Origin of the sequence: Nocardia implantans (genome assembly GCF_035544775.1) — a bacterium.
In the GTDB taxonomy this organism is placed as follows: Bacteria; Actinomycetota; Actinomycetes; order Mycobacteriales; family Mycobacteriaceae; genus Nocardia; species Nocardia implantans.
On the sequence record NZ_JAYKYQ010000006.1, the window covers coordinates 220,573 to 239,841 of the forward strand.

Genomic DNA, 19,269 nt, shown 5'->3' on the forward strand with positions numbered 1-19,269 from the left:
TCCCCGCGACCCACCCGGACGAGGGGCCGGTTCGTTTCCCGGTCCGGGTCGCGCGTCATCCATACGGCGGTCCGGCAGTCCATTCGAGATGGTCGGCGACACCATGACCATCCGCTCGAAGGGAGGTGAACATGCGAACATCCCTCGGCATCTCGGCCGGGGCAGAGGTCGTGTGCTCGGCGTTGGTCTCCACCGCGCCGAACGGCACGCAGAGCTTCGACTACCGCGTCGTCTCCGCCGACGCCGCCCACTCCGATCTCGGTGACCTGGTGGCGTCCTCGATCGAGCTGATGACCACCCAGCTGCCGACCACGCAGCCGCCGCGCGAGATCATCCGTCCGGCCGGCGGTCGTTTCGCCGGCGCGCCACGCCACTTCGAGCCGATGACCGGGCACCCGCCCACCAGCGTCGCGGTCGCCTACCGCACCAAGGAACAGGCCCAGATCATCCGCTCGGCCACCGGCAAGCAGCGTGACCTGCGGCTGGTCCAGGAGGGCACCGCCGCGCTGACCTACCTGCGGCACACCGGCCTGCTCGACCGCTACGACACGGTCGCCATCGTCGACCTCGGCGCCAGCGGGCTCAGCGTCACCGTCGCCGACCGCGCCGAAGGCTCCCTGCTGCGCTCGGATCGCACCGCCGCCGTCAGCGGCACGGCGATCGACGACCTCATCTACCACCATCTGGTGGACCTGCACTTCGCCCGGCGCGGCACCCGCCCGAACCGCGGCACGCTCACCAACCGGGGCCGCGCGGCGAAGGAGCACCTGTCCATCGCGCCCGCGGTCACCATCGACCACGTCGCGGGTCGTCCGCTGAAGCTGACCAGGGCCGACTTCGAGGAGTTGATCGCCGACCTGCTGCGCGACCTGGCCAGGTTCGTCACGATGTCGTTCGCCCGTGCGCCTGAGCAACCACAGGCGGTCGCGGTCATCGGCGGCGGCGCCAACATTCCCGCGGTGCTCGACACCCTCACCGCCGCGGTCGACGTTCCGGTGTTCACCGTCCCCGACCCGGAGGCGGTGACCGCGAAAGGCGCGGCGCTGGTCGCCGATTCGATGCAGCCTTCGGTCTTCCCGGTGAGCGGGCTCGGCGGCGACGCGCCCGCGGGGACGGTCACCAAGGTGTTCGGCACGCTGGCCGGTGCCATCGTGGTCGTCGGGCTGATCGTGGGGTACGGGGTCAAGACGTTCGCGCCGACCTCGGATGACGAGGTCTCCCCCGCCGGGACCACGAGCAGCGCTTCCCAACTGCCGAATCCGGCATCCGTGCCGCAGACGACCACGGCGGTCACCACGCCGGACGGCACCGGAATCGCCCCCACGACCACGGAACGCGGACCGCAGAGCACGACCGGCGGGCCGTGGTCGACGCCGGCGATCCCGCCCACGCAGCCCACGCTGCGCCCGGATCCGAACCTTCCGCCGATTCCGTTCCCCGAACTGCTCGGTCCCCTGTTCGGGAACCCGAACGCGGCGCCGAACAGTTTGCCCGCTGCGCCCAGCGCCACGGCGCCCGGCACGAGTCCGGCGCCCACCCAGGCGCCGGCACGCACGAGCCTGCCGCTTCCGCTCCGGGACAATTCCGGGTCGGCGTCGCACCCAGGACTGTTCGCACCGAACTGATCCGGTCGCACGACAGCCCTTCGCCCCGGAAACCCGTGCGACGCCGCCTCTTCGCTTCCTCCGAGCCGGTCAGTGAACCATGCTGACCGACACCGGCAGACCCGGATCGGTGGCGACCGTCAGCGGCGAAGCAGCCGCCCCGCCCGCGATGACATGGGCGCCGAGCGCGGCGATCATCACCCCGTTGTCCGTGCACAGCCTCGGCTTGGGCACCCGCAGGGTCAAACCGGCCGCGGCGCAACGTTCCTCGGCCAGCGAGCGGATCCGTGAGTTGGCCGTCGCGCCGCCGCCGAGCACCAGCGTGCCGACGCCGACGTCCTTTGCCGCGCGCACCGCCTTCATGGTGAGCACATCCGCGACCGACTCCTGGAAAGACGCCGCGATATCCGGGATGGGCAGATCCTCCGCCGCGACGCCGTCGCGCTGCGCCGCCTCCACGTAACGGGCCACTGCCGTCTTCAGGCCCGAGAAGGAGAAGTCGTAGCGCGGGTCCCGCGGCCCGGTCATGCCGCGGGGGAAGGCGATGGCGCGCGGATCGCCGGTCGCCGCGGCGGCGTCCAGCGCGGGACCGCCGGGAAAGCCCAGTCCGAGCAGCCGCGCCACCTTGTCGAACGCCTCGCCCGCCGCGTCGTCGACGGTGCTGCCCAGCTCGACGATCGGCTCGGCCAGATCCGTGACGTGCAGCAGGTGCGTGTGCCCGCCCGACACCAGCAGCGCGACGCACGGCGGCATCGGCCCGTGCTCCAGAGTGTCCACCGCCACATGCCCGCCGAGATGGTTGAGCGCGTAGAAGGGCACATCCCACGCCGCCGCATAGGCTTTCGCGGCGGCGACGCCGACCAGCAGCGCACCGGCCAGGCCGGGGCCGATGGTCACCGCCAGAGCGTCGGGTTTCGCGATACCCGCGGCCGACAGCGCGCGGCGCATGGCGGGCACGATCGCCTCGAGATGGGCGCGCGAGGCGATCTCGGGGACGACGCCGCCGAAGCGAGCGTGCTGGTCGACGCTGGAGGCGACCTCGTCGGCGAGGAGTTCGCAGGTGCCGTCGGGATGCCTGCGGACGATGCCGACTCCGGTCTCGTCGCAGGAGCTTTCGATGCCCATGATGATCACGACAGCACCTCGTCCGGTGTGCGCCAGCGGTCCTGGCTGGTCAGCGCGGGGCGGCGCATCGTGTACGCGTCCGCGCCACTGGGGTGGTAGTAGTTCTTGCGCAATCCGATGATGTGGAAGCCGTGCTTGGCGTACAGCGCGATCGCGGGCGCGTTGTCGGTGCGGACCTCCAAGAACACCGGGCCTCCGCGCCGGTCCGCCTCGGCCAGCAGCGCCTCCAGCAGGAGCGTGCCGACGCCCGCGCGGTGACGGCCGGGGTCGACGCCGATGGTGTGCACCTCGGCCTCGGGATGGTCGGCGTCACCCAGCAGGGCGATGCCCGCGTAGCCGACCATTCGCCCGTCGTCGTCGCGGGCGGTGATGTAGCGGTTGTGCTGCCCGGCCAGCTCGGACTGGAACGCCACGGCGGCCCACGGGTCGTCTTCCGGGAACAGCAACTGCTCCAGTTCCACACAGCGCGCGATATCGGCGGCCACCATCGGCGCGATTCGGAAAGCCACCGGCCTCACGCCCCCGTCCGGTCGAGCTTGCGGTAGGCGTTCTCCACCGCGTCCGGCCTGCGCAAGTACAGCGGGACCAGCGGCAGCGGCACGCTGCCGGACAGCAGCTCGGCGGCGGCGACGCGGACCAACCCGGCGGGCGACGGCGTCTCGGCGGGGAGCACGGGAAGATCGAAGTAGTCGACGTGCGAAGCGGATCCGGCGATCGCCGTGGCCTCGCCCGCGTCCAAGTCCGACGGCTTGCACACCTCGGGTCCGGCCACGCGCGCGCCCGCCCGGTACCGCGCCCAATACACCTCGCGCCGCCGGGCGTCGGTCACCACGAGCAGCTCGGCATCGGGCGGCAGCTCGACAGGGGGCCGCACCGCTGGATCGACCGCGGCGTCGGCGGCGATCGCGTCGAGGCTGCACACGCCGTACACCGGGATGCCGAGCGCGTCGCCGAAGGCGGCCGCGGTGGCCATGCCGACGCGCAGGCCGGTGAACGGACCAGGGCCGACACCGACCACGATCGCGTCGATCTCGGTCCTGGATCGGCCTGCCGTGGTGAGGCATTCGAGGATCTGCGGGGTGAGTACCTCGGCGTGGGCGCGGGGGTCGACCCGCACCCGGGAGGCGACGGTGCGTACCCGGATGGAATCCGCCGCGCCGGCGCCCTGCTCCAAGTCCACCAGTCCCGCGGTGACGGCGGGTGTCGCGGTGTCGACGGCTAGTACAAGCATGATTGGGCCAACGATACCGGGTGGTAGCGGGCGCCCACGCAGAGCTACCTGATAGCTAATTCACCCATTCCCAGCTGGCGGTGCGCACATCCGAGTCCGGCGCGCGCGACAGCACCACGCGCAGGTGCCGCTCCGCGAGGTGCTCCACCACGCCGCGACCCCACTCCACCACGACCACCGCCTGATGCAGATCGGTGTCCAGGTCCAGCGCGTCCAGCTCGTCGAGGTCGCCGGCGAGCCGGTAGGCGTCCACGTGCACCATGGGCACCGGCGGGCCGTCCGCGCGCTGCCCCGCGCGGTGCTGGCGGGCGATGATGAACGTCGGCGAGCTGACCCGCCCCTGCACGCCGAGTCCATCGGCGATGCCGCGGGTGAGCGCGGTCTTTCCCGCACCGAGCGGACCGTCCAGCACCACGAGATCTCCCGCGCGCAGATCCGTGGCCAGTTCCCGGCCGAGCGCCTCGGTGTCCGCGACGGTAGGCAGCACGCGATACCCCGGATCAGCCACGGGCCACCTCTGAGGTCTCTCCCTGAGCCGGGTCGATCGCGCCCGCGCGCACCAGCAAGCGGTCCAGCGCGGCGTTGACGATGTCGGGGTACTGCAGATGTGGCATGTGCGCCGCGCCTTCCAGCCGGATGAGTTCGCTGTGGGGCAGGGCGGCGGCCAGCGCACGCGAATTACGGAACGGGATCACCAGATCGTGGCTGCCGCCGAGCACCAGCACCGGTGTGCCCGCCAGCACGGGCAATGCCGCCGATTCATCGTGCAATTCGATGGCCTGGAGGAACTTCACGATGGTCTCCACCGGCGTCCGGTCGATCATCAGCGTCGTGAAGCGCGACAGGGTCGGGCTCACCGGCCCGTGGAACGAACTGACGTGCAGCAACGGCGTGATCACATGCCGCGCGGTGACGCGGCCGGCCTGCACCAGCGCGGGCGCGGTGTAGACGGCGAGCCGGAACCCGTCGATCGCGGGATTGCGCAACAACTGCCCGATACCGGCCGCGGTGACCCCGGCGGCGGCGGTCGACAGCAGTGCGATCCCGATCACTCTGCTCGCGAACAGATCCGGGAATCGCGCGGCCGCGGCCAGGATCGCCATCCCGCCCAGCGAATGCCCGACGAGCACCACCGGCCCTTCCGGAGCGGTGGCGTTCAGCACGGCGGCGAGATCGCGGCCGAGCTGGGCGACGGTGCAGCTCGCGGCGCTCGGCACGCCGGAAAGGCCGTGCCCACGCAGGTCGAACAGCACCATGCGAAGCCGTGCGCCATAGCGCTTTTCCAGGTCACGTCGCTGAAAGTGGAACGACGACATGCTGTTGCAGAAGCCGTGCACGAAGATCACCGTCACCGGCGCGTCGTCCGGTCCGCAGGTCCGGGTGGCCAGGGGCACACCGTCGTCGGCGAGCACCGTCCCTGGGCGGTCGGCATCGATCAGGGCGAAATTCTCGTCGCGATAGTCGTCGCCTCTGGCTGGCCACAGCACGCGCGCACCGGCGCGGCGCAGGGCATGGGCGCCGGCCAGCGCGCCGACGACGCCCGCCGTGGCCAGCCCGCCGCGCAGCGGGGTCACGCGCAAGCGGCTCATCGGTCGCCGCCGACATAGCGCCGGGTGACCCGGCCGCGCGGCGCGCACACCACTTCGTAATGGATGGTGTCGAGCAGGTCGGCCCACTGCTGGGCGTGCGGTCGCGCGCCGAAGAGAATCGCGGTGTCGCCTTCCTGCACGCCGGCCGCGTTGTCGCCGAGATCGACGACGAACTGGTCCATGCACACCCGTCCCACGTTCCGGCGTGGCGCCCCGCCGAGCCAGACGTCGAATCGTCCGCTCATGGGGCGGAACACGCCGTCGGCGTAACCGGCGGGGATCAGCGCGACGGTGGTGTCGTGCGGCGCGATCCACTGGTGCCCATAGGAAACGCCTTCGCCCGCCGCGACCCGTTTGACCAGGGCGACACGGGCTTGGAACGTCATCGCGGGCCGAAGACCGAAATCGTCGCCAGGTATCGGGGAAAGGCCGTACATGGCGATACCGGGCCGCACCAAGTCGAAGGCGAGGTCGGGACGGGTCAGGGTGGCGGCGGAATTGGCGATGTGCACCAGCTCCGGCTCCAAGCCGTGTTCCTTGGCCGTGGCGATGGCCTCCAGAAACCGGGCACGCTGCGCGTCGTTGTTGGGGTGCTCGGGTTCGTCGGCGTGCGCGAGGTGGGAGAAGATCGCGCGGAACCGCACCAGGCCCTCGTCGACCAGAGTGCGCAGCGTGGTCAGCACTTCGGGGTAGGCCAGCGGCGGCACACCGTTGCGGTTGAGGCCGGTGTCCACCTTCACGGTGACCGTCGCCGGACGGCCGAGGTCGCGCGCCGCGGCCTCGACCGCGCGCAGCTGAGCCACCGAAGAGATCCCGATCTCGACATCGGCGGCCACCGCGGCCGCGAAATCGGTGTCCGTGCTGTGCAGCCAGCACAGGATGGGCGCGGTGATCCCGGCCGCACGCAACTGCACGGCCTCGCCCACCGTCGTGACGCCCAGCTCCGCCGCGCCCGCCGCCAAGGCGGCCCGGCCGACCTCGACCGCGCCGTGGTTGTAGCCGTCGGCCTTCACCACCGCCATCACCGCGGCGTCGCCCGCGTGTTCCCGCAGGATCCGCATGTTGTGGGCGATGGCGTCCAGGTCGATGACCGTTTCCACTTGCGCTGTGCCGCCTCTCCGCGGGTTCGGGCCGTGCCGGTCGGGCGCGTGAGATTCGTTCGGTGCCGCCTGGATTCTGGGCGTACCCGGCGAGTTACCCATGTGCTCTCGAAATCAGTCGGTGCGATGGTTCCGGTCGAGTCTATTGGCGGGCTCGGTTCCGGTTCCACTCGGTTCTCATGGCGCCCGGCCCCGTGTGGCGGGCGCCACGACCAGCACCGATCGCGCCGACACCCCATGGCGTCCGGCACACAGCGCCTGCCTCCTCACCCGCTGGAAGCCGTCGTCCCGGAGACATAGCGGTCGCTCGGCACGCAGAAGAAGGCGGCGCCTGACCGATCAGGTGTACTGCACCATCAGCGTCGCCCGGGTCGGCAATGCAGCGCCTCGAAGACATGTGGCTGATCGCCCGGGTACGCGAGCCCGTGACGCACCCGGCGATCGAGGAACGAGAGAACCGCCTCGCAGACGCATCGCCGAACTATGGCCCCTACTGGGACGTGGCCGCCCCGGTCGCCGAGATCCAGGAGACCTGCGCGCCAAACACATCCGCCAACGGCCGACATTGCGTTCGCGGGTTCGCGGACTCGAACTCGCCGTCCCGCCGTGGCGAAACGAGTCGCCCGAGCGTGTGCCCGAGTCAGAAGGGGTGGGCGAGGCCACGGAGGACGCCGATCGCGGGGCGGACGTGCGCGGCCAGGACACTCGCCGAGATCGGCGTACCCGCGGGTGCGCCGTCGTGGGCGGCGAGGTTGGCGGCCAGTGCGTGCACGCGCGCGGCGGCCGCGGCCGACCACGCGGGCTCCCGCCCCGCCGCGAGCAGCGTCCCGATGATGCCGGAGAGCACGTCGCCCGCGCCCGCGGTCGCGGCCCACGAGCCGCCTGCCTCGTTGACCAGCACGGGGCGGCCGGGGGCGGCGACGAGCGTGGCGCGGCCCTTGAGCAGCACGGTGACCTGCCAGGAAGCGGCGAGGTCGCGGACCGCGGCCACCCGGTCCCGGCCGACCTCGTGGCCGGCCAGGCGGGCGAACTCGCCCGCGTGCGGAGTCAGGACGGTGGGGGCCGCGCGACCGCGCACCAGGTCCGGCTCCGCGGCCAGCAAGGTCAGTCCGTCGGCGTCGATCACCACCGGGAGGTCGGTGGACAGGATCCGGCGCAGGCGTTCCCCGGCGGCGGAGTCGGTGCCCGCGCCGGGTCCGAAGACCCAGGACTGGACGCGGCCGGTGGCGGCGACCTCTCGGGTGGCGATCACTTCGGGAAAGTGGTGCAGAACCTCGGCGGCAGCGGTTCCGGCATACCGCACCATGCCCGATGTCGCGGCCACAGCCGCGCCCGCGCACAGCACCGCGGCGCCGGGATACGTCGCGCTCCCCGCGCATATGCCCGTGACGCCCTGGGTGTACTTGTCGTCGAACGGGCCGGGCACCGGCCACGCCGCGCCGATCGCCGCGGGCTCCAGCGCGGTGAGACCCGCTTCCGGAAGACGTAAGCCGATGGGCACCAATTCGATTCGGCCACACTGCGGCGCGGCGAGGGCGTGCACGGGTTTGTACGCGCCGAACGCGACCGTGACGTCCGCGCGTACGGCCGGGCCTTCGATCGCGCCGGTGTCCGGGTCGACGCCGCTGGGCAGGTCGGCCGCGACGATCGGAGCCCGCAGCGCCGCAACGATTTCCGCGGCGCGCGGCCGAAGGGCGCCGCGACCGGAGATGCCGACGATGCCGTCGATCACCAGGTCGGGGCGGCCGACGTCGTCGGCGACCCGACCGCCCGCAGCGCGCAGCGCCGCGAGTCCGCGAGCGTGCGCCCGCTCCGGGCTCAGCAGCACCGCGGTGACCGCGACACCGCGGCGGCGCAACTGCGCTCCGGCCCAGAGCGCGTCGCCGCCGTTGTCCCCGGAACCGACCAGCAGGGTCACCGCCCGCCCCGCGACACCGCCGGTGCGCTCCCTGAGTTCGCCCGCCACCACCGTGGCCAACCCGTGCGCCGCCCGGCGCATGGGCACGCCGTCGGGCACCCGGGTGAACAGCTCGGCTTCCGCCGCGCGCACCTGGTCGACGGTGAAATAGCCCCGCTGCGTGGACATCGCCGCTGCCTCCTTAGGTGTGGCCTACTACGCTTGGCCATCATGCCAAGCGTCCGCCGCATCGGGATCGTCCGCGTCGTCACGGGAGCCGCCCTGGCCTGCACGCTGTTGCTGTCCGGTTGCGGCGGCGACGAATCCGGTTCGGCCGCCACCACGACCAGGAAACCGGCCCGGCCGACCACCACCGTGCAGCAGACCGGTGAGCGCAAGCCCGCCGCCGCCACCGTCGCGGTGCACGACATGAAATTCTCGCCCGCCGAGGTCACCATCAAGGTCGGCGACACGGTCACCTGGACATTCGACGACAAGGTTCCGCACACCGTGCAGGGCATCGGTGACAAGGCCATGGGCATCAACAGCCCGATCTTCGACAAGGGCGAGTGGAGCTACACCTTCACCACGCCGGGCACCTACCGCTACCTCTGCTCCCTGCATCCGGAGATGCGCGGCACGGTCACTGTGGAGTGATCACGGCCGATTGCGGCGACCAGCTCGTCCGCGATGCCGAGCTGCTCGAGCACTTCCAGCATCCCGGCATGCACAACCGCGCCTGCGCGTCCCGGTATCGCCTCGGCACGACAGCCTCGGTCCTCGATGCGGCCCCTTCGGAAGACTTGCGCTGCGCGTCGCGAGCAGCCGAGTCCCGTCCGCACCAGTTCCCTCGGCGTACGGCGGCCCGAACCCGCCGGTAAGTCGGCAACCGATCACGGAATCGGCAGGCATCCGCGCCGCGGCCGAAGGGTACAGCGAGACGCCGGTTTCCATCAGCTCCGAACTCTCGTTCCGAACCCCGGTGCTGAGCCGTCTCGATCAGACGGGGTGGTAGTCGCGGGGGCGAGCGCCATTACCCGAACTGGTGTTCAATGCCTCGACCGCGGCCACGAGCGGAGCGAGGTCGGGATCGGCGGCCGCTTGCCCGAGCGCCCCGGCGAGGGCGGCGTCGTGCGTGGGCCGGGCCTGTTCGAGCAGGTCCAGTCCCGCCGGCGTGACGTCGGTGTAGATGCCGCGACGGTCGTCGGGGCAGAGGTAGCGCTGTAGCAGGCCGCGATCCTCCAGCCGGGAGACCAGCCGGGTGGTCGCGCTCTGGCTCAGCACCACGGCCTCGGCCACCTGGTTCATCCGCAGGTGCCCGCCAGGCCCGTCGTGCTGCCTGCTCAGGACGACCAGCAGGGAGTATTCGCGAACGCTGAGGTCATGGCCGGTTTGCAGGGCCCGCTCGATATGCGCCTCGATCCGGTCGTGCAGCAGCGAGAGTGCGTACCAACCATCGGCGAGGCCGGTCAGGGCGGCATCCGCGGTCATCGGCGATCCTTCGACGTCGGGGGTTGTGCCTCCAGGATAGCCAGAGATCACAATAGCCAGCGCTTGCAATTAAAGTGCGTATGCAATTATTGTTGCCGCCTGTAATGGTTTGAAGCAACATCATGTGGAGGCTTCCCCCATGCCCCTCGCACTTCTCGCCCTCACCCTCGGGGCATTCGCGATCGGGACGACGGAGTTCGTCGTCGTCGGCCTGCTGCCCGACATCGCGGGCACCTACTCGGTGTCCATTCCCACAGCGGGCCTGCTGGTCACCGGCTACGCGCTCGGTGTCGTGGCGGGCGCGCCGCTGATGACCGGTCTCGGCACCAGGGTGTCGCGCAAACGCATGCTGCTGGGCATGCTGGCGCTGCTCGTGCTCGGCAACATCCTGTCCGCCACGGCGCCGACCTTCGTCCTGATGCTCACCGGACGGATCGTCGCCTCGCTGGCGCACGGCGCGTTCTTCGGCATCGGAGCGGTCGTCGCGGGCACCCTGGTCAGCGCCGACCGGCGCGCCGGGGCGATCGCGATCATGTTCACCGGTCTCACCGTCGCCACCGTGGTCGGCGTGCCGCTGGGGACGCTGCTCGGCCAGCACTTCGGCTGGCGGCTGACCTTCCTGTTCGTCGCGCTGGTCGGGTTGATCGGCCTGTCCGGCGTCGCGGCGCTGGTTCCCGAACAGCCCGCCGCGGCGAACGCGCGGCTGCGCAGCGAGCTGGCGGTGTTCCGCAATCCCCAGGTGCTGCTGGCGATGGCGATGACGGTGCTCGGCTTCGGCGGGGTGTTCGCCGCGATCACCTATCTGGCCCCGATGATGACCGAGGTCACCGGCTACGCGGAGAGTTCGGTCACCTGGCTGCTCATGCTGTTCGGTCTCGGCTTCTTCGCGGGCAATCTGATCGGCGGCAAGTTCGCCGACCGCCACCTGATGCCGATGCTGTATCTCACCCTCGGCGGGCTCGCGCTCGTTCTGGCGCTGTTCACCGTCACCGCGCACGACAAGATCGCCGCCGCCGTCACGGTGGTGCTGATCGGCGCGCTCGGCTTCGCGACGGTGCCGCCGCTGCAGAAACGCGTCCTCGACCAGGCCGCCGGTGCGCCCACCTTGGCGTCGGCGGTGAACATCGGCGCGTTCAATCTCGGCAACGCGGTGTCGGCCTGGCTGGGCGGCGTGGTGATCGCCGCGGGCTACGGCTATACCGCACCCAACTGGGTCGGCGTCGGATTGGTGCTGGTCGCGCTGCTGCTGGCGATCGTGTCCGGACGGCTCGAGCGCCGCACGACGCTCACCGTCCCGGAGGAGCCTTTGGCCGCCGTCCGGGCATAGCGAGCCGGTATCCCGGCGAAGCGGCGGCCGCGCACTCACCGAGTGCGCGGCCGCTCGGCTATTCCACGGTGACGGACTTGGCCAGGTTCCGCGGTTTGTCGACGTCGTAGCCGCGCGCCTGCGCCACCTCGGCGGCGAAGATCTGCAACGGCACCGTCGACAGCAGCGGCTGGAACAGCGTCGGCGCGCTCGGGATCTCGATGAGGTCGTCGGCGAACGGACGCACCGTGTCGTCGCCCTCCTCCGCGATCACGATGGTGCGCGCGCCCCGGGCTTGGATCTCCCTGATGTTGCTCAGCAGCTTTGAATGCAGCACCGCGCGCCCCTTCGGCGACGGCATCACCACGATCACCGGCAGGCCGTCCTCGATCAGCGCGATCGGGCCGTGCTTGAGTTCACCCGCCGCGAACCCCTCGGCGTGCATGTACGCCAGCTCTTTGAGCTTGAGCGCGCCCTCCAGCGCCACCGGGTAGCCGACGTGGCGTCCGAGGAACAGCACGGTCGGGACCTGCGCCAGCTCCCGCGCGATGGCCCGCACCTGCGGCGCGGTCTCCAGTACGCGTTCCACCAGCTCGGGCATCGCCTCCAGCTCGGCGAACTCGCGGGCGACCTCGTCCGGGTACTTGGTGCCGCGCGCCTGCGCCAAGGCCAGCCCGACCAGGTAGTTCGCGGTCACCTGGGCCAGGAACGCCTTGGTGGAGGCGACGCCGATCTCCGGCCCGGCCCTGGTGTAGAGAACCGCGTCGGATTCGCGGGGAATCTGCGCGCCATTGGTGTTGCAGATCGCCAGGACGCGCGCCTTCTGCTCCTTCGCGTGCCGCACCGCCTCCAGCGTGTCGGCGGTCTCGCCGGACTGCGAGATCGCCACCACCAGCGTGGAACGGTCCAGCACCGGATCGCGGTAGCGGAACTCGCTGGCCAGCTCCACCTCGACCGGCAGCCGCGTCCAGTGCTCGATGGCGTATTTCGCCAGCAGGCCGGAGTGGTAGGCGCTGCCGCACGCCACGACGAACACCTTGTCGAAATCGCGCAGTTCCTGGTCGGCGAGGCGCTGCTCGTCCAGCACGATCCGGCCAGCGCCGTCCTGGTCGGTGCTGAAATGCCCCATCAGGGTGTCGGCGACCGCGGCGGGCTGCTCCTCGATCTCCTTCAGCATGAAGTAGTCGTGGCCGCCCTTCTCGGCGGCGGCCAGGTCCCAGTCGATCGTGAACGGGCGGGTGCGCGAACTCGCGTCCGCGCCCGCGAAGTCGGTGACCCGGTAGCTGTCCAGGGTGATCACGACGGCTTGGTCCTGTCCGAGCTCGACCGCCTCGCGGGTGTGCTCGATGAACGCCGTGACGTCCGAGGCGATGAACATCTCGCCCTTGCCGACACCGACCACCAGCGGGGTGGAGCGGCGCGCCGCCACGATCGTGTCCGGATGGTCGGCGTGCGTGAAGACCAGCGTGAACGCGCCCTCCAGACGGCGCAGCACCGACAGCGCGCTGGCCGCGAAGTCACCAGCGGTGGGGCCGTCGGCGTACGCGCGGGCCACCAGGTGCACCGCGACCTCGGTGTCGGTGTCGCTGCTCAGCTCGACCCCTGCGTCCTCCAGTTCGCGACGCAGCGGGGCGAAGTTCTCGATGATGCCGTTGTGCACCACGGCGACCTTGCCGCTGTGGTCCCGGTGCGGGTGCGCGTTGCGGTCGGTCGGCGCGCCGTGCGTTGCCCAGCGGGTGTGCCCGATGCCCGTGGTGCCCACGAAGCGATCGATCCCGGTTTCGGCGAGTTCGGCCTCCAGGTTGGCCAGACGGCCCGCCTTGCGCTCCACCGCCAGCGCGCCCGCGCCGTCCAGGATCGCCACACCCGCGGAGTCGTATCCGCGATATTCCATGCGGCGCAACGCGTCAACGACGACGCCGAGCGCGTCTCGGTACCCGACGTACCCCACGATTCCGCACATGGCTCACCACACTACTTATCGGATAACGTTCACGTCGTGTCGGCGTCTGTGAAATCGCTATTGAGCACCCTGACCAGCCGGGGCCCGCACCGCGTGTTGCGTGGCAACCTGGCCATCGCCGGTCAGCCGGGGGTGGTGTTCACGCCAGAGGCGGGGCGGAACCTACCTGCCGTCGCGTTCGGACATGGCTGGTTGACCGGGGCGAACCACTACCGCACGCTGCTGGAACACCTCGCTTCGTGGGGCATCGTCGCCGCCGCGCCCGACACCGAGCGCGGACCGATTCCGTCACATCTGGGGCTGGCCGCCGATTTGCTCACCACGCTCGACATCTGCACCGGCGTGCGGCTCGGCGACGGCGAGATCAGCGTGCATCCGGAGCGGCTGGCCCTGGCCGGGCACGGCATGGGCGCGGGCGCCGCGGTCATCGCCGCCGGTCGCCGCGACGTGGCCACCGTCGCGGCGCTGTTCCCCGCGCCGACCGCGCCCGCTGCCGAAGCCGTGGCGCCCGAGCTGGATGTTCCCGCGTTGATCCTGGCCGGAGCGACCGACATCACGTCGGTCAGCTCCAACGCCATCCCGCTGGCCACCGCGTGGGGCGGCCCCGCGATCCTGCGCGCGATCGACAAGGCCTCACACAACGGCATCATCGAGGGCAGGCGCGTCCTCGCCGCGGTGGGGGCGGGCAAGCACGAATCGAAGACCGCCCGCACCACCCGCGCCCTGCTGGCGGGCTACCTGCTCGCCACGCTGGCGGAGGACAAGAACTATCGCGCCTTCGCCGATCCCGAAGAGGTCATCCCGCACACCGCCGTCGTCGACCCTACGGCGCCGCAGGAGACGGAGCCGCCGAAGCTGAAGGTCGGCCAGCTCGCCGCGCTGCTGCGGAGGTAGCCGACCGGCCGAGCCGGGGAGCGCCGGTCAGATCAGCCAGCTCTTGCGCTGGTAGAACTTGGCCTCCTCGTCCTCCTCGTCCACCGGCCGCACCGTTTGATTGGCCCGGCGCGCGGCCATCGACCGCGCGATGGCCGCGCGCTGCTCTCGGAGTTCGTCCTGCCGCCGCTGGTGCTCGTGCGCCTCGGCGGAGGCCTGGTCCGGGTCCGCGGCGTGCGTCGACCAGAACTCGTCCATGTCGGCGGTCAGCCGGTCGGTGAATTCCCGACCGGTCGCCGCGGTCTGCTCGTTGATCGCCTGGATCTCGTCGAGCAACAGCGACATGCGGCGCTGATTCTCGGCGGCGAGTTGCCTCGCTTCCTCGGCGAAGTCGACCATGCTGCGCCTCCTCGCTCATCCGGTGTGTGACCTCGTCCCGGCCGGTGTCACAGTGGACCCGCCTCCGCGAACCCCGGGTCCAGCGGCCCGGCTTCGGCGAGTTCCGCGCCGCTGTCCACCGGAACGTCCGGCTCCGGCTCTCCCTGCTCCGGTATCGGTTTCGGATAGTGCTCGCCGTCCTCTTCGCGCCGGGTGCCCGGCAGGGTTCCGCTCGGCAGCCCGGAGGTACCGTCCTCGGGCGGCGGACCGGGCGTAGGCGTTTCGTTTTCCTCCTTGGGCTCCGGCGCTGGAGGCTTCTCGTTCGGCGACTGCGGGGGAGCTGCCTCGGGCGCCGGGGGCTGTGCGTTATCGGCTTGCGGCTCGATCGCCGAGATGACCGGTAAGCCGTGCTCGTTCAGCTCGACGGTGAACTCCTGTTCCACGCCCGTGGCATCGGAGAGGATGAGTTTCAACCGGCCGTCCGGCCCCATCTCGAACTTCACGTGCTTGCCGCCGATATCGAATTCCGCCTGGGACCGTGGCGTTTCGCTCGGCCCCTCGCCGTTCCGGTCGTCGGCTTCGGCTTGCTGCGTCTCGATGCCCTGCACGAGCTTTTCGATGGCGTCGTCGACGCCGCTCTTGATAATCCCGCTCAGCGCGGACACGCCCTGCTCCACGGCTTGACCGAGACCCGTTGCGAGCGGGGCCAATTCCTTCGCCACCTGGCTGAGCGCGGCAAGTCCGTCCAGGCCGGGCATCTTCGGCGCGGCGGTGGTCGGAGCGCTGGGCGTACTCGGCGTAGTCGGCGTGTCCGGTGTCGTGGACGCGGGGACGGTGCTCGGTGTGGTGCTCGCCGGGACGGTGGCGGCGGGCGTGCCCGGCGGACCTGGTGCGTTCGTCACCTGCGGCTTGTTCTGGTCCACCGGTGTTGCCTGCTGTGGTTGCGACGGGCCTTCCGGGCGCGGGTAGGCCTGCTCGGACACCTGCGCCAACGCGTCGGTGAGGTTCTTGTACTGGTCTTTGAACAGTCGATCGACCTCGGCGCAGACATCGGTGTAGGACGCCAGCTTGCGGTCGAAGTCCGGCTTGAACGTCCTGGTCAGCCACTCGTCGGTGACGCTGCGCACCCGATCGCCGTACGCGCCGGTGAGCAGATTCTCGCTGTCGGAGTTGATGAAGCCGAGCACGCTTTTGTTGATCTTGTCCTCCGGCACGGCGAGCGCGGGGAATATGCGCCCGAGTGCGCGGACCTGCTCCGCGTCGATCCATTCCCGCGCGTTGTGCACGTCGACGATGACCTTCACATCGGCCGGAGTCTTGCCGTCGATGCTGATCGACTTGCTGCCGCCCACCGGACCCTCGAGCAACTCGCGGGTGGCGAACGCCTTCGCGGCCACCGCGGACCGCAACGAGCCGGCCATATCGGCGATCACGGTCATGGCGGCCCTCGCGTGCTGCCGGTCCTCGTCGGCCAGGACCGACTGCTTGCCGAGCATGTCGAGCGCGGCGGCCGCCGCCGTGCCCTGCCACAACTCGGGCAGCCGACGGGTGTAGCCCCGCTGCGCGTCCCATTGCCGATCCACCTCGGCGAGTGCGACTTTCAGGGTCTCCCCCGCCTGCTCCAGCTTCTCCAACCGCGTGCCGCGCTGCTCGTCGTACATCGCCAGCAGCTTGCCGACGTCACCGCGCCCGCCATTTCCGCCGAACGCCGCCTCGTACAGCGGCATGAACTGAATCCAGTACTGCAATCCCACGCTGCCCTCGTCCAAGAGGGTGTCGATCGCTTTGCCCTGCCAGGAAACCGTCATGATCCCGACCCCTCGAATGTGTGGCGTCGCCGGCGCGAGCGCATGTCATTCGGCGGTCTCATGTCTTGTCCGTCTCGGAGGCGCGCTGCTGGTCGGTCTCGGCGTAGGCCACCACGGCGGCCCCGAGCGCGTCCGCGGTCGCGGTGGTGGCGTCACTCCAATCCCGCAACCACGCACCGATCCGTTCCAGCCCCTGCTGCACCGCGATGCCCTGCGGCGCGTAGTTCCGGCCCGCGTCGCCGCCGCTGCCGAACAGGTGCTCGGCAACCCGCTTCGCTTGGTCGCGAACGGCGTCCGCCGATCTGCGATAGTCGCTGCCGAGCGCACCGAGCTCCCCCGTGCGGACTCCGACCGTTTCCGATCCGCCCACGACTCCCCTCCGTCCTCGTAGTGTCGTTGCGCCGACGCGAATCTCCTTCGCGCCGAATGCCGCCGTACTTCCTTCGACGCAACACACCGACACTCGGTTCCCCCCGAATTCCGCTCCAGCGGAATCGGTCAACCGCCGATTCGGCCTCGGTCGGTGCGGACCCACTCGGAGGTGCCGTCGGGGTGACGGTGGAATTCCCATGCGGCGTAGTCGCCGTCCTTCTCCACCACGGTGACGTGGTCGGCGAAGCCGTCGTGGTCGTAGTCGGTCCAGACCTGCATCGCCTCGTCACCCGTCGTGGTGATGGTGTCGAGCGAGCCGTCGCCGTCGATGTCCTGCGTCGGGTGGTGCAGTTCGATCGCACCCAGGCCGTCGAGTGACGACGACGCGTCGATGCCGGGTATATCCAGGCCCGGGAATTCGCTCGAGGTGATCATGACCCCTCCTCAGCAGGACTCGTACCGGTGGTGCGATGCCGCTCGCGCGGCATCGTTCCATCCTGTCACCCACGCGGGCTCGACGCAGCCCCGCGGCTTCACTTCTTCGGCATCAACAGCCACAGCGCCAAGTAGATGATGAACTGCGGACCCGGCAGCAGGCACGACACCACGAACAGCAGCCGGACGACGTTGGCGTTCCAGCCGAGGTACTCGGCGATGCCACCGCAGACGCCTGCGATCCACTTGTCGTGGGTGGAGCGGGTGAAACGGCGGGTGGGGGCGGTCATTGGTCTTCCCTCTCGTGCGGTGATCGCTACGTCCTCCACTGTGCCCGCCACCGCGGGTTCCGCCATCGGCCCGGCGGCCGATACCGACCCTGATTTCTCCCGGGGTCGGCCTCAGGGTGCGACCCCGAGCACGGCAGACTCGTGCTGGTGAGCACCACTCTGCATGCCCGCGGCCTGTCGGCCGGTCACGGCGAGCGCACACTGTTCGCCGACCTCGATCTGACCCTCGCTCCGGGCGACGTGATCGGCCTGGTCGGCGTGAACGGCGCGGGCAAGTCGACGCTGCTGCGCCTGCTCGCCGAACGGAAGGCGCCGACGGGCAGCATCACGCTCAGCCCCCCGGACGCGACGGTCGGTTATCTGGCGCAGGAGACACAGCGGGTCGAAGGCGAGACCGTCTTGGCATTCCTCGGCCGGCGAACCGGAGTGACCGAGGCGCAGGCGGCGATGGACGCCGCGGCCGAGCGTCTGGCCGAAGGCGGGCCGGACGAGTATTCCCCCGCGCTGGAACGCTGGCTCGCCCTCGGCGGAGCCGATCTGGACCAGCGGGCGCACGAGGTCGCCGCGGACCTCGGCCTCGCCGACAGCCTGCCGAACGGCCTGGACACTCCGATGACCGGCTTGTCGGGCGGTCAGGCCGCGCGCGCCGGATTGGCTTCGGTGCTGTTGTCCCGCTTCGACATCCTGCTGCTGGACGAGCCGACCAACGACTTGGATTTGGACGGCCTGGCCCGGCTCGAACAGTTCGTCGCGGGGGTGCGAGTCCCGCTGATGGTGATCAGCCATGACCGGGAATTCCTGGCGCGCACGGTGAATCGCGTCGTGGAGCTGGATCTCGCGCAGCAGCAGGTCGGCTTGTACGACGGCGGCTACGAGTCCTACCTGATGGAGCGCGAGATCGCCCGGCAGCACGCGCGCGAGGCGTACGAGGAGTACGCCGACACCAGAACGAGCCTGGAGGCCCGCGCGCAGATGCAGCGCAACTGGCTCGAGCACGGCGTCCGCACCGCCCGCCGCAAGGCGCGGGATCCCAGGAAGATGGACTCCGACAAGGCGGGCCGCAAGATGCGGGCCGAGGCCACCGAGAAGCAGGCCGCCAAAGCCAGGCAGACCCAGCGCCGCATCGAACGGCTCGAGGTGGTCGAGGAACCCCGCAAGGAATGGGAGCTGCGCATGAGCATCGCCGCGGCCCCGCGCAGCGGCTCGGTGGTGGCGACGCTGTCGGGGGCGACGATCACCCGCGGCGACTTCACGCTCGGCCCGATCACCACCCAGGTCGACTGGGCCGACCGCATCGTGCTCACCGGCGCGAACGGCTCAGGGAAGTCGACTCTGCTCGCCCTGTTGCTGGGCAAGCTACGACCCGACACCGGCACCGCGAGCCTGGGCTCCGGCGTCGAGATCGGCGAGGTGGATCAAGCGCGCGGGCTGTTCCGCGGAACCGCCGCTCTCGCCGCCACTTTCGGCGCGGAACTGCCGCAGTGGCCGGAGGCGGAAGTACGCACCCTACTGGCGAAATTCGGCCTGCGCGGCACCCACGTACTGCGGCCGTGCGACACGCTCTCCCCCGGCGAACGCACCCGCGCCGCCCTGGCCCTGCTCCAAGCCCGCGGCGTGAACCTGCTCGTGCTGGACGAGCCGACCAATCACTTGGACCTCCCCGCCATCGAACAACTGGAGCAGGCCGTCGAATCCTTCACCGGCACACTCGTGCTCGTCACCCACGACCGCCGCATGCTCGACACGGTCCGCGCGACCCGCCGCTGGCACATGAACGCGGGCGTACTCACCGAAACCCACTGACTCG

General features: G+C 70.5%; 19 protein-coding genes. 5 read left to right on the forward strand and 14 right to left on the reverse strand.

Features of this window, described 5'->3' with window-relative positions; translation table 11 throughout:
• The first annotated feature begins 131 nt into the window (after positions 1–131).
• Positions 132–1,625 carry a DUF7159 family protein gene (locus U3653_RS16545; protein WP_195080455.1) on the forward strand — a complete coding sequence of 498 codons (1,494 nt, stop codon included), beginning with the start codon at positions 132–134 and terminating at the stop codon, positions 1,623–1,625.
• Between the two features lie 69 nt (positions 1,626–1,694).
• Here the strand turns inward: U3653_RS16545 and tsaD are convergent, their stop codons facing one another.
• The 7 genes from tsaD to U3653_RS16580 form a co-directional block, all read right to left on the reverse strand.
• Complete coding sequence (gene tsaD / locus U3653_RS16550; protein ID WP_195080454.1) at positions 1,695–2,738, reverse strand: tRNA (adenosine(37)-N6)-threonylcarbamoyltransferase complex transferase subunit TsaD; 1,044 nt, start codon at positions 2,736–2,738, stop codon at positions 1,695–1,697.
• On the reverse strand, positions 2,735–3,238 hold the full coding sequence (gene rimI, locus U3653_RS16555; RefSeq protein WP_323124653.1) for a ribosomal protein S18-alanine N-acetyltransferase: 504 nt from the start codon (positions 3,236–3,238) through the stop codon (positions 2,735–2,737). The genes tsaD and rimI overlap by 4 nt, the downstream gene beginning before the upstream one ends.
• A 5-nt stretch (positions 3,239–3,243) precedes the next feature.
• Positions 3,244–3,960, reverse strand: coding sequence for a tRNA (adenosine(37)-N6)-threonylcarbamoyltransferase complex dimerization subunit type 1 TsaB (tsaB, locus tag U3653_RS16560; RefSeq protein ID WP_195080453.1), 717 nt, complete (start codon positions 3,958–3,960; stop codon positions 3,244–3,246).
• 55 nt (positions 3,961–4,015) lie between these two features.
• The gene (gene tsaE / locus U3653_RS16565; protein ID WP_195080452.1) at positions 4,016–4,468 is read right to left on the reverse strand and encodes a tRNA (adenosine(37)-N6)-threonylcarbamoyltransferase complex ATPase subunit type 1 TsaE; all 453 of its coding nucleotides are present in this window, start codon (positions 4,466–4,468) and stop codon (positions 4,016–4,018) included.
• Positions 4,461–5,549, reverse strand: a complete 1,089-nt coding sequence (locus U3653_RS16570) for an alpha/beta fold hydrolase (protein WP_195080451.1) — start codon at positions 5,547–5,549, stop codon at positions 4,461–4,463. The genes tsaE and U3653_RS16570 overlap by 8 nt, the downstream gene beginning before the upstream one ends.
• On the reverse strand, positions 5,546–6,751 hold the full coding sequence (gene alr / locus U3653_RS16575; protein WP_195080450.1) for an alanine racemase: 1,206 nt from the start codon (positions 6,749–6,751) through the stop codon (positions 5,546–5,548). Before alr ends, U3653_RS16570 begins: the two co-directional genes overlap by 4 nt.
• 538 nt (positions 6,752–7,289) lie before the next feature.
• Positions 7,290–8,735, reverse strand: a complete 1,446-nt coding sequence (locus U3653_RS16580; protein WP_195080449.1) for an NAD(P)H-hydrate dehydratase — start codon at positions 8,733–8,735, stop codon at positions 7,290–7,292.
• A 42-nt stretch (positions 8,736–8,777) separates the two neighbouring features.
• Between U3653_RS16580 and U3653_RS16585 the strand changes: the two genes are divergently transcribed.
• Entirely contained in the window at positions 8,778–9,203 is a 426-nt protein-coding gene (locus U3653_RS16585) for a cupredoxin domain-containing protein (RefSeq protein ID WP_195080448.1), read from the forward strand.
• Positions 9,204–9,545: 342 nt separating this feature from the next.
• Here U3653_RS16585 and U3653_RS16590 read toward each other — a convergent pair whose 3' ends face one another.
• Positions 9,546–10,037 carry a MarR family winged helix-turn-helix transcriptional regulator gene (locus U3653_RS16590; protein ID WP_195080447.1) on the reverse strand — a complete coding sequence of 164 codons (492 nt, stop codon included), beginning with the start codon at positions 10,035–10,037 and terminating at the stop codon, positions 9,546–9,548.
• 139 nt (positions 10,038–10,176) lie between these two features.
• Between U3653_RS16590 and U3653_RS16595 the strand changes: the two genes are divergently transcribed.
• Entirely contained in the window at positions 10,177–11,364 is a 1,188-nt protein-coding gene (locus tag U3653_RS16595; protein ID WP_195080446.1) for an MFS transporter, read from the forward strand.
• Between the two features lie 58 nt (positions 11,365–11,422).
• On the opposite strand, the gene glmS is transcribed toward U3653_RS16595, so the two are convergent.
• Positions 11,423–13,306: a glutamine--fructose-6-phosphate transaminase (isomerizing) gene (gene glmS, locus U3653_RS16600; protein WP_195080445.1), complete on the reverse strand. Its 1,884-nt coding sequence runs from the start codon at positions 13,304–13,306 to the stop codon at positions 11,423–11,425.
• A gap of 36 nt (positions 13,307–13,342) precedes the next feature.
• Here glmS and U3653_RS16605 point away from each other — a divergent pair, with 36 nt between their 5' ends.
• Complete coding sequence (locus tag U3653_RS16605; protein WP_195080444.1) at positions 13,343–14,200, forward strand: poly(ethylene terephthalate) hydrolase family protein; 858 nt, start codon at positions 13,343–13,345, stop codon at positions 14,198–14,200.
• A 27-nt stretch (positions 14,201–14,227) separates the two neighbouring features.
• Here U3653_RS16605 and U3653_RS16610 read toward each other — a convergent pair whose 3' ends face one another.
• The 5 genes from U3653_RS16610 to U3653_RS16630 all read right to left on the reverse strand — a co-directional run bounded on the left by U3653_RS16610 (position 14,228) and on the right by U3653_RS16630 (position 17,462).
• Positions 14,228–14,578 carry a hypothetical protein gene (locus U3653_RS16610; protein ID WP_195080443.1) on the reverse strand — a complete coding sequence of 117 codons (351 nt, stop codon included), beginning with the start codon at positions 14,576–14,578 and terminating at the stop codon, positions 14,228–14,230.
• Between the two features lie 47 nt (positions 14,579–14,625).
• Positions 14,626–16,365, reverse strand: a complete 1,740-nt coding sequence (locus tag U3653_RS16615) for a hypothetical protein (RefSeq protein WP_195080442.1) — start codon at positions 16,363–16,365, stop codon at positions 14,626–14,628.
• 58 nt (positions 16,366–16,423) lie between these two features.
• Positions 16,424–16,735 (reverse strand): hypothetical protein, encoded by a 312-nt coding sequence (locus tag U3653_RS16620; protein ID WP_195080441.1) that lies wholly within the window; start codon positions 16,733–16,735, stop codon positions 16,424–16,426.
• Between the two features lie 128 nt (positions 16,736–16,863).
• A complete protein-coding gene (locus tag U3653_RS16625) occupies positions 16,864–17,172 on the reverse strand; it encodes a DUF6802 family protein (RefSeq protein WP_067803763.1) in 309 nt (102 codons plus the stop codon).
• A 98-nt stretch (positions 17,173–17,270) separates the two neighbouring features.
• On the reverse strand, positions 17,271–17,462 hold the full coding sequence (locus U3653_RS16630; RefSeq protein WP_195080440.1) for a PspC domain-containing protein: 192 nt from the start codon (positions 17,460–17,462) through the stop codon (positions 17,271–17,273).
• 147 nt (positions 17,463–17,609) lie between these two features.
• Here U3653_RS16630 and U3653_RS16635 point away from each other — a divergent pair, with 147 nt between their 5' ends.
• A complete protein-coding gene (locus U3653_RS16635; protein ID WP_195080439.1) occupies positions 17,610–19,265 on the forward strand; it encodes an ABC-F family ATP-binding cassette domain-containing protein in 1,656 nt (551 codons plus the stop codon).
• The last annotated feature ends 4 nt before the right edge of the window (positions 19,266–19,269 follow it).

What these genes read in the sequence shown, in the direction of transcription:
- U3653_RS16545 (WP_195080455.1), top strand. Translation starts at nt 132, where the DNA reads ATGCGAACATCCCTCGGCATCTCGGCCGGGGCAGAGGTCGTGTGCTCG.
- tsaB (WP_195080453.1), bottom strand. Translation starts at nt 3,960, where the DNA reads ATGCTTGTACTAGCCGTCGACACCGCGACACCCGCCGTCACCGCGGGA.
- U3653_RS16570 (WP_195080451.1), bottom strand. Translation starts at nt 5,549, where the DNA reads ATGAGCCGCTTGCGCGTGACCCCGCTGCGCGGCGGGCTGGCCACGGCG.
- alr (WP_195080450.1), bottom strand. Translation starts at nt 6,751, where the DNA reads ATGGGTAACTCGCCGGGTACGCCCAGAATCCAGGCGGCACCGAACGAA.
- U3653_RS16580 (WP_195080449.1), bottom strand. Translation starts at nt 8,735, where the DNA reads ATGTCCACGCAGCGGGGCTATTTCACCGTCGACCAGGTGCGCGCGGCG.
- U3653_RS16585 (WP_195080448.1), top strand. Translation starts at nt 8,778, where the DNA reads ATGCCAAGCGTCCGCCGCATCGGGATCGTCCGCGTCGTCACGGGAGCC.
- U3653_RS16590 (WP_195080447.1), bottom strand. Translation starts at nt 10,037, where the DNA reads ATGACCGCGGATGCCGCCCTGACCGGCCTCGCCGATGGTTGGTACGCA.
- U3653_RS16595 (WP_195080446.1), top strand. Translation starts at nt 10,177, where the DNA reads ATGCCCCTCGCACTTCTCGCCCTCACCCTCGGGGCATTCGCGATCGGG.
- glmS (WP_195080445.1), bottom strand. Translation starts at nt 13,306, where the DNA reads ATGTGCGGAATCGTGGGGTACGTCGGGTACCGAGACGCGCTCGGCGTC.
- U3653_RS16610 (WP_195080443.1), bottom strand. Translation starts at nt 14,578, where the DNA reads ATGGTCGACTTCGCCGAGGAAGCGAGGCAACTCGCCGCCGAGAATCAG.
- U3653_RS16615 (WP_195080442.1), bottom strand. Translation starts at nt 16,365, where the DNA reads ATGACGGTTTCCTGGCAGGGCAAAGCGATCGACACCCTCTTGGACGAG.
- U3653_RS16625 (WP_067803763.1), bottom strand. Translation starts at nt 17,172, where the DNA reads ATGATCACCTCGAGCGAATTCCCGGGCCTGGATATACCCGGCATCGAC.
- U3653_RS16630 (WP_195080440.1), bottom strand. Translation starts at nt 17,462, where the DNA reads ATGACCGCCCCCACCCGCCGTTTCACCCGCTCCACCCACGACAAGTGG.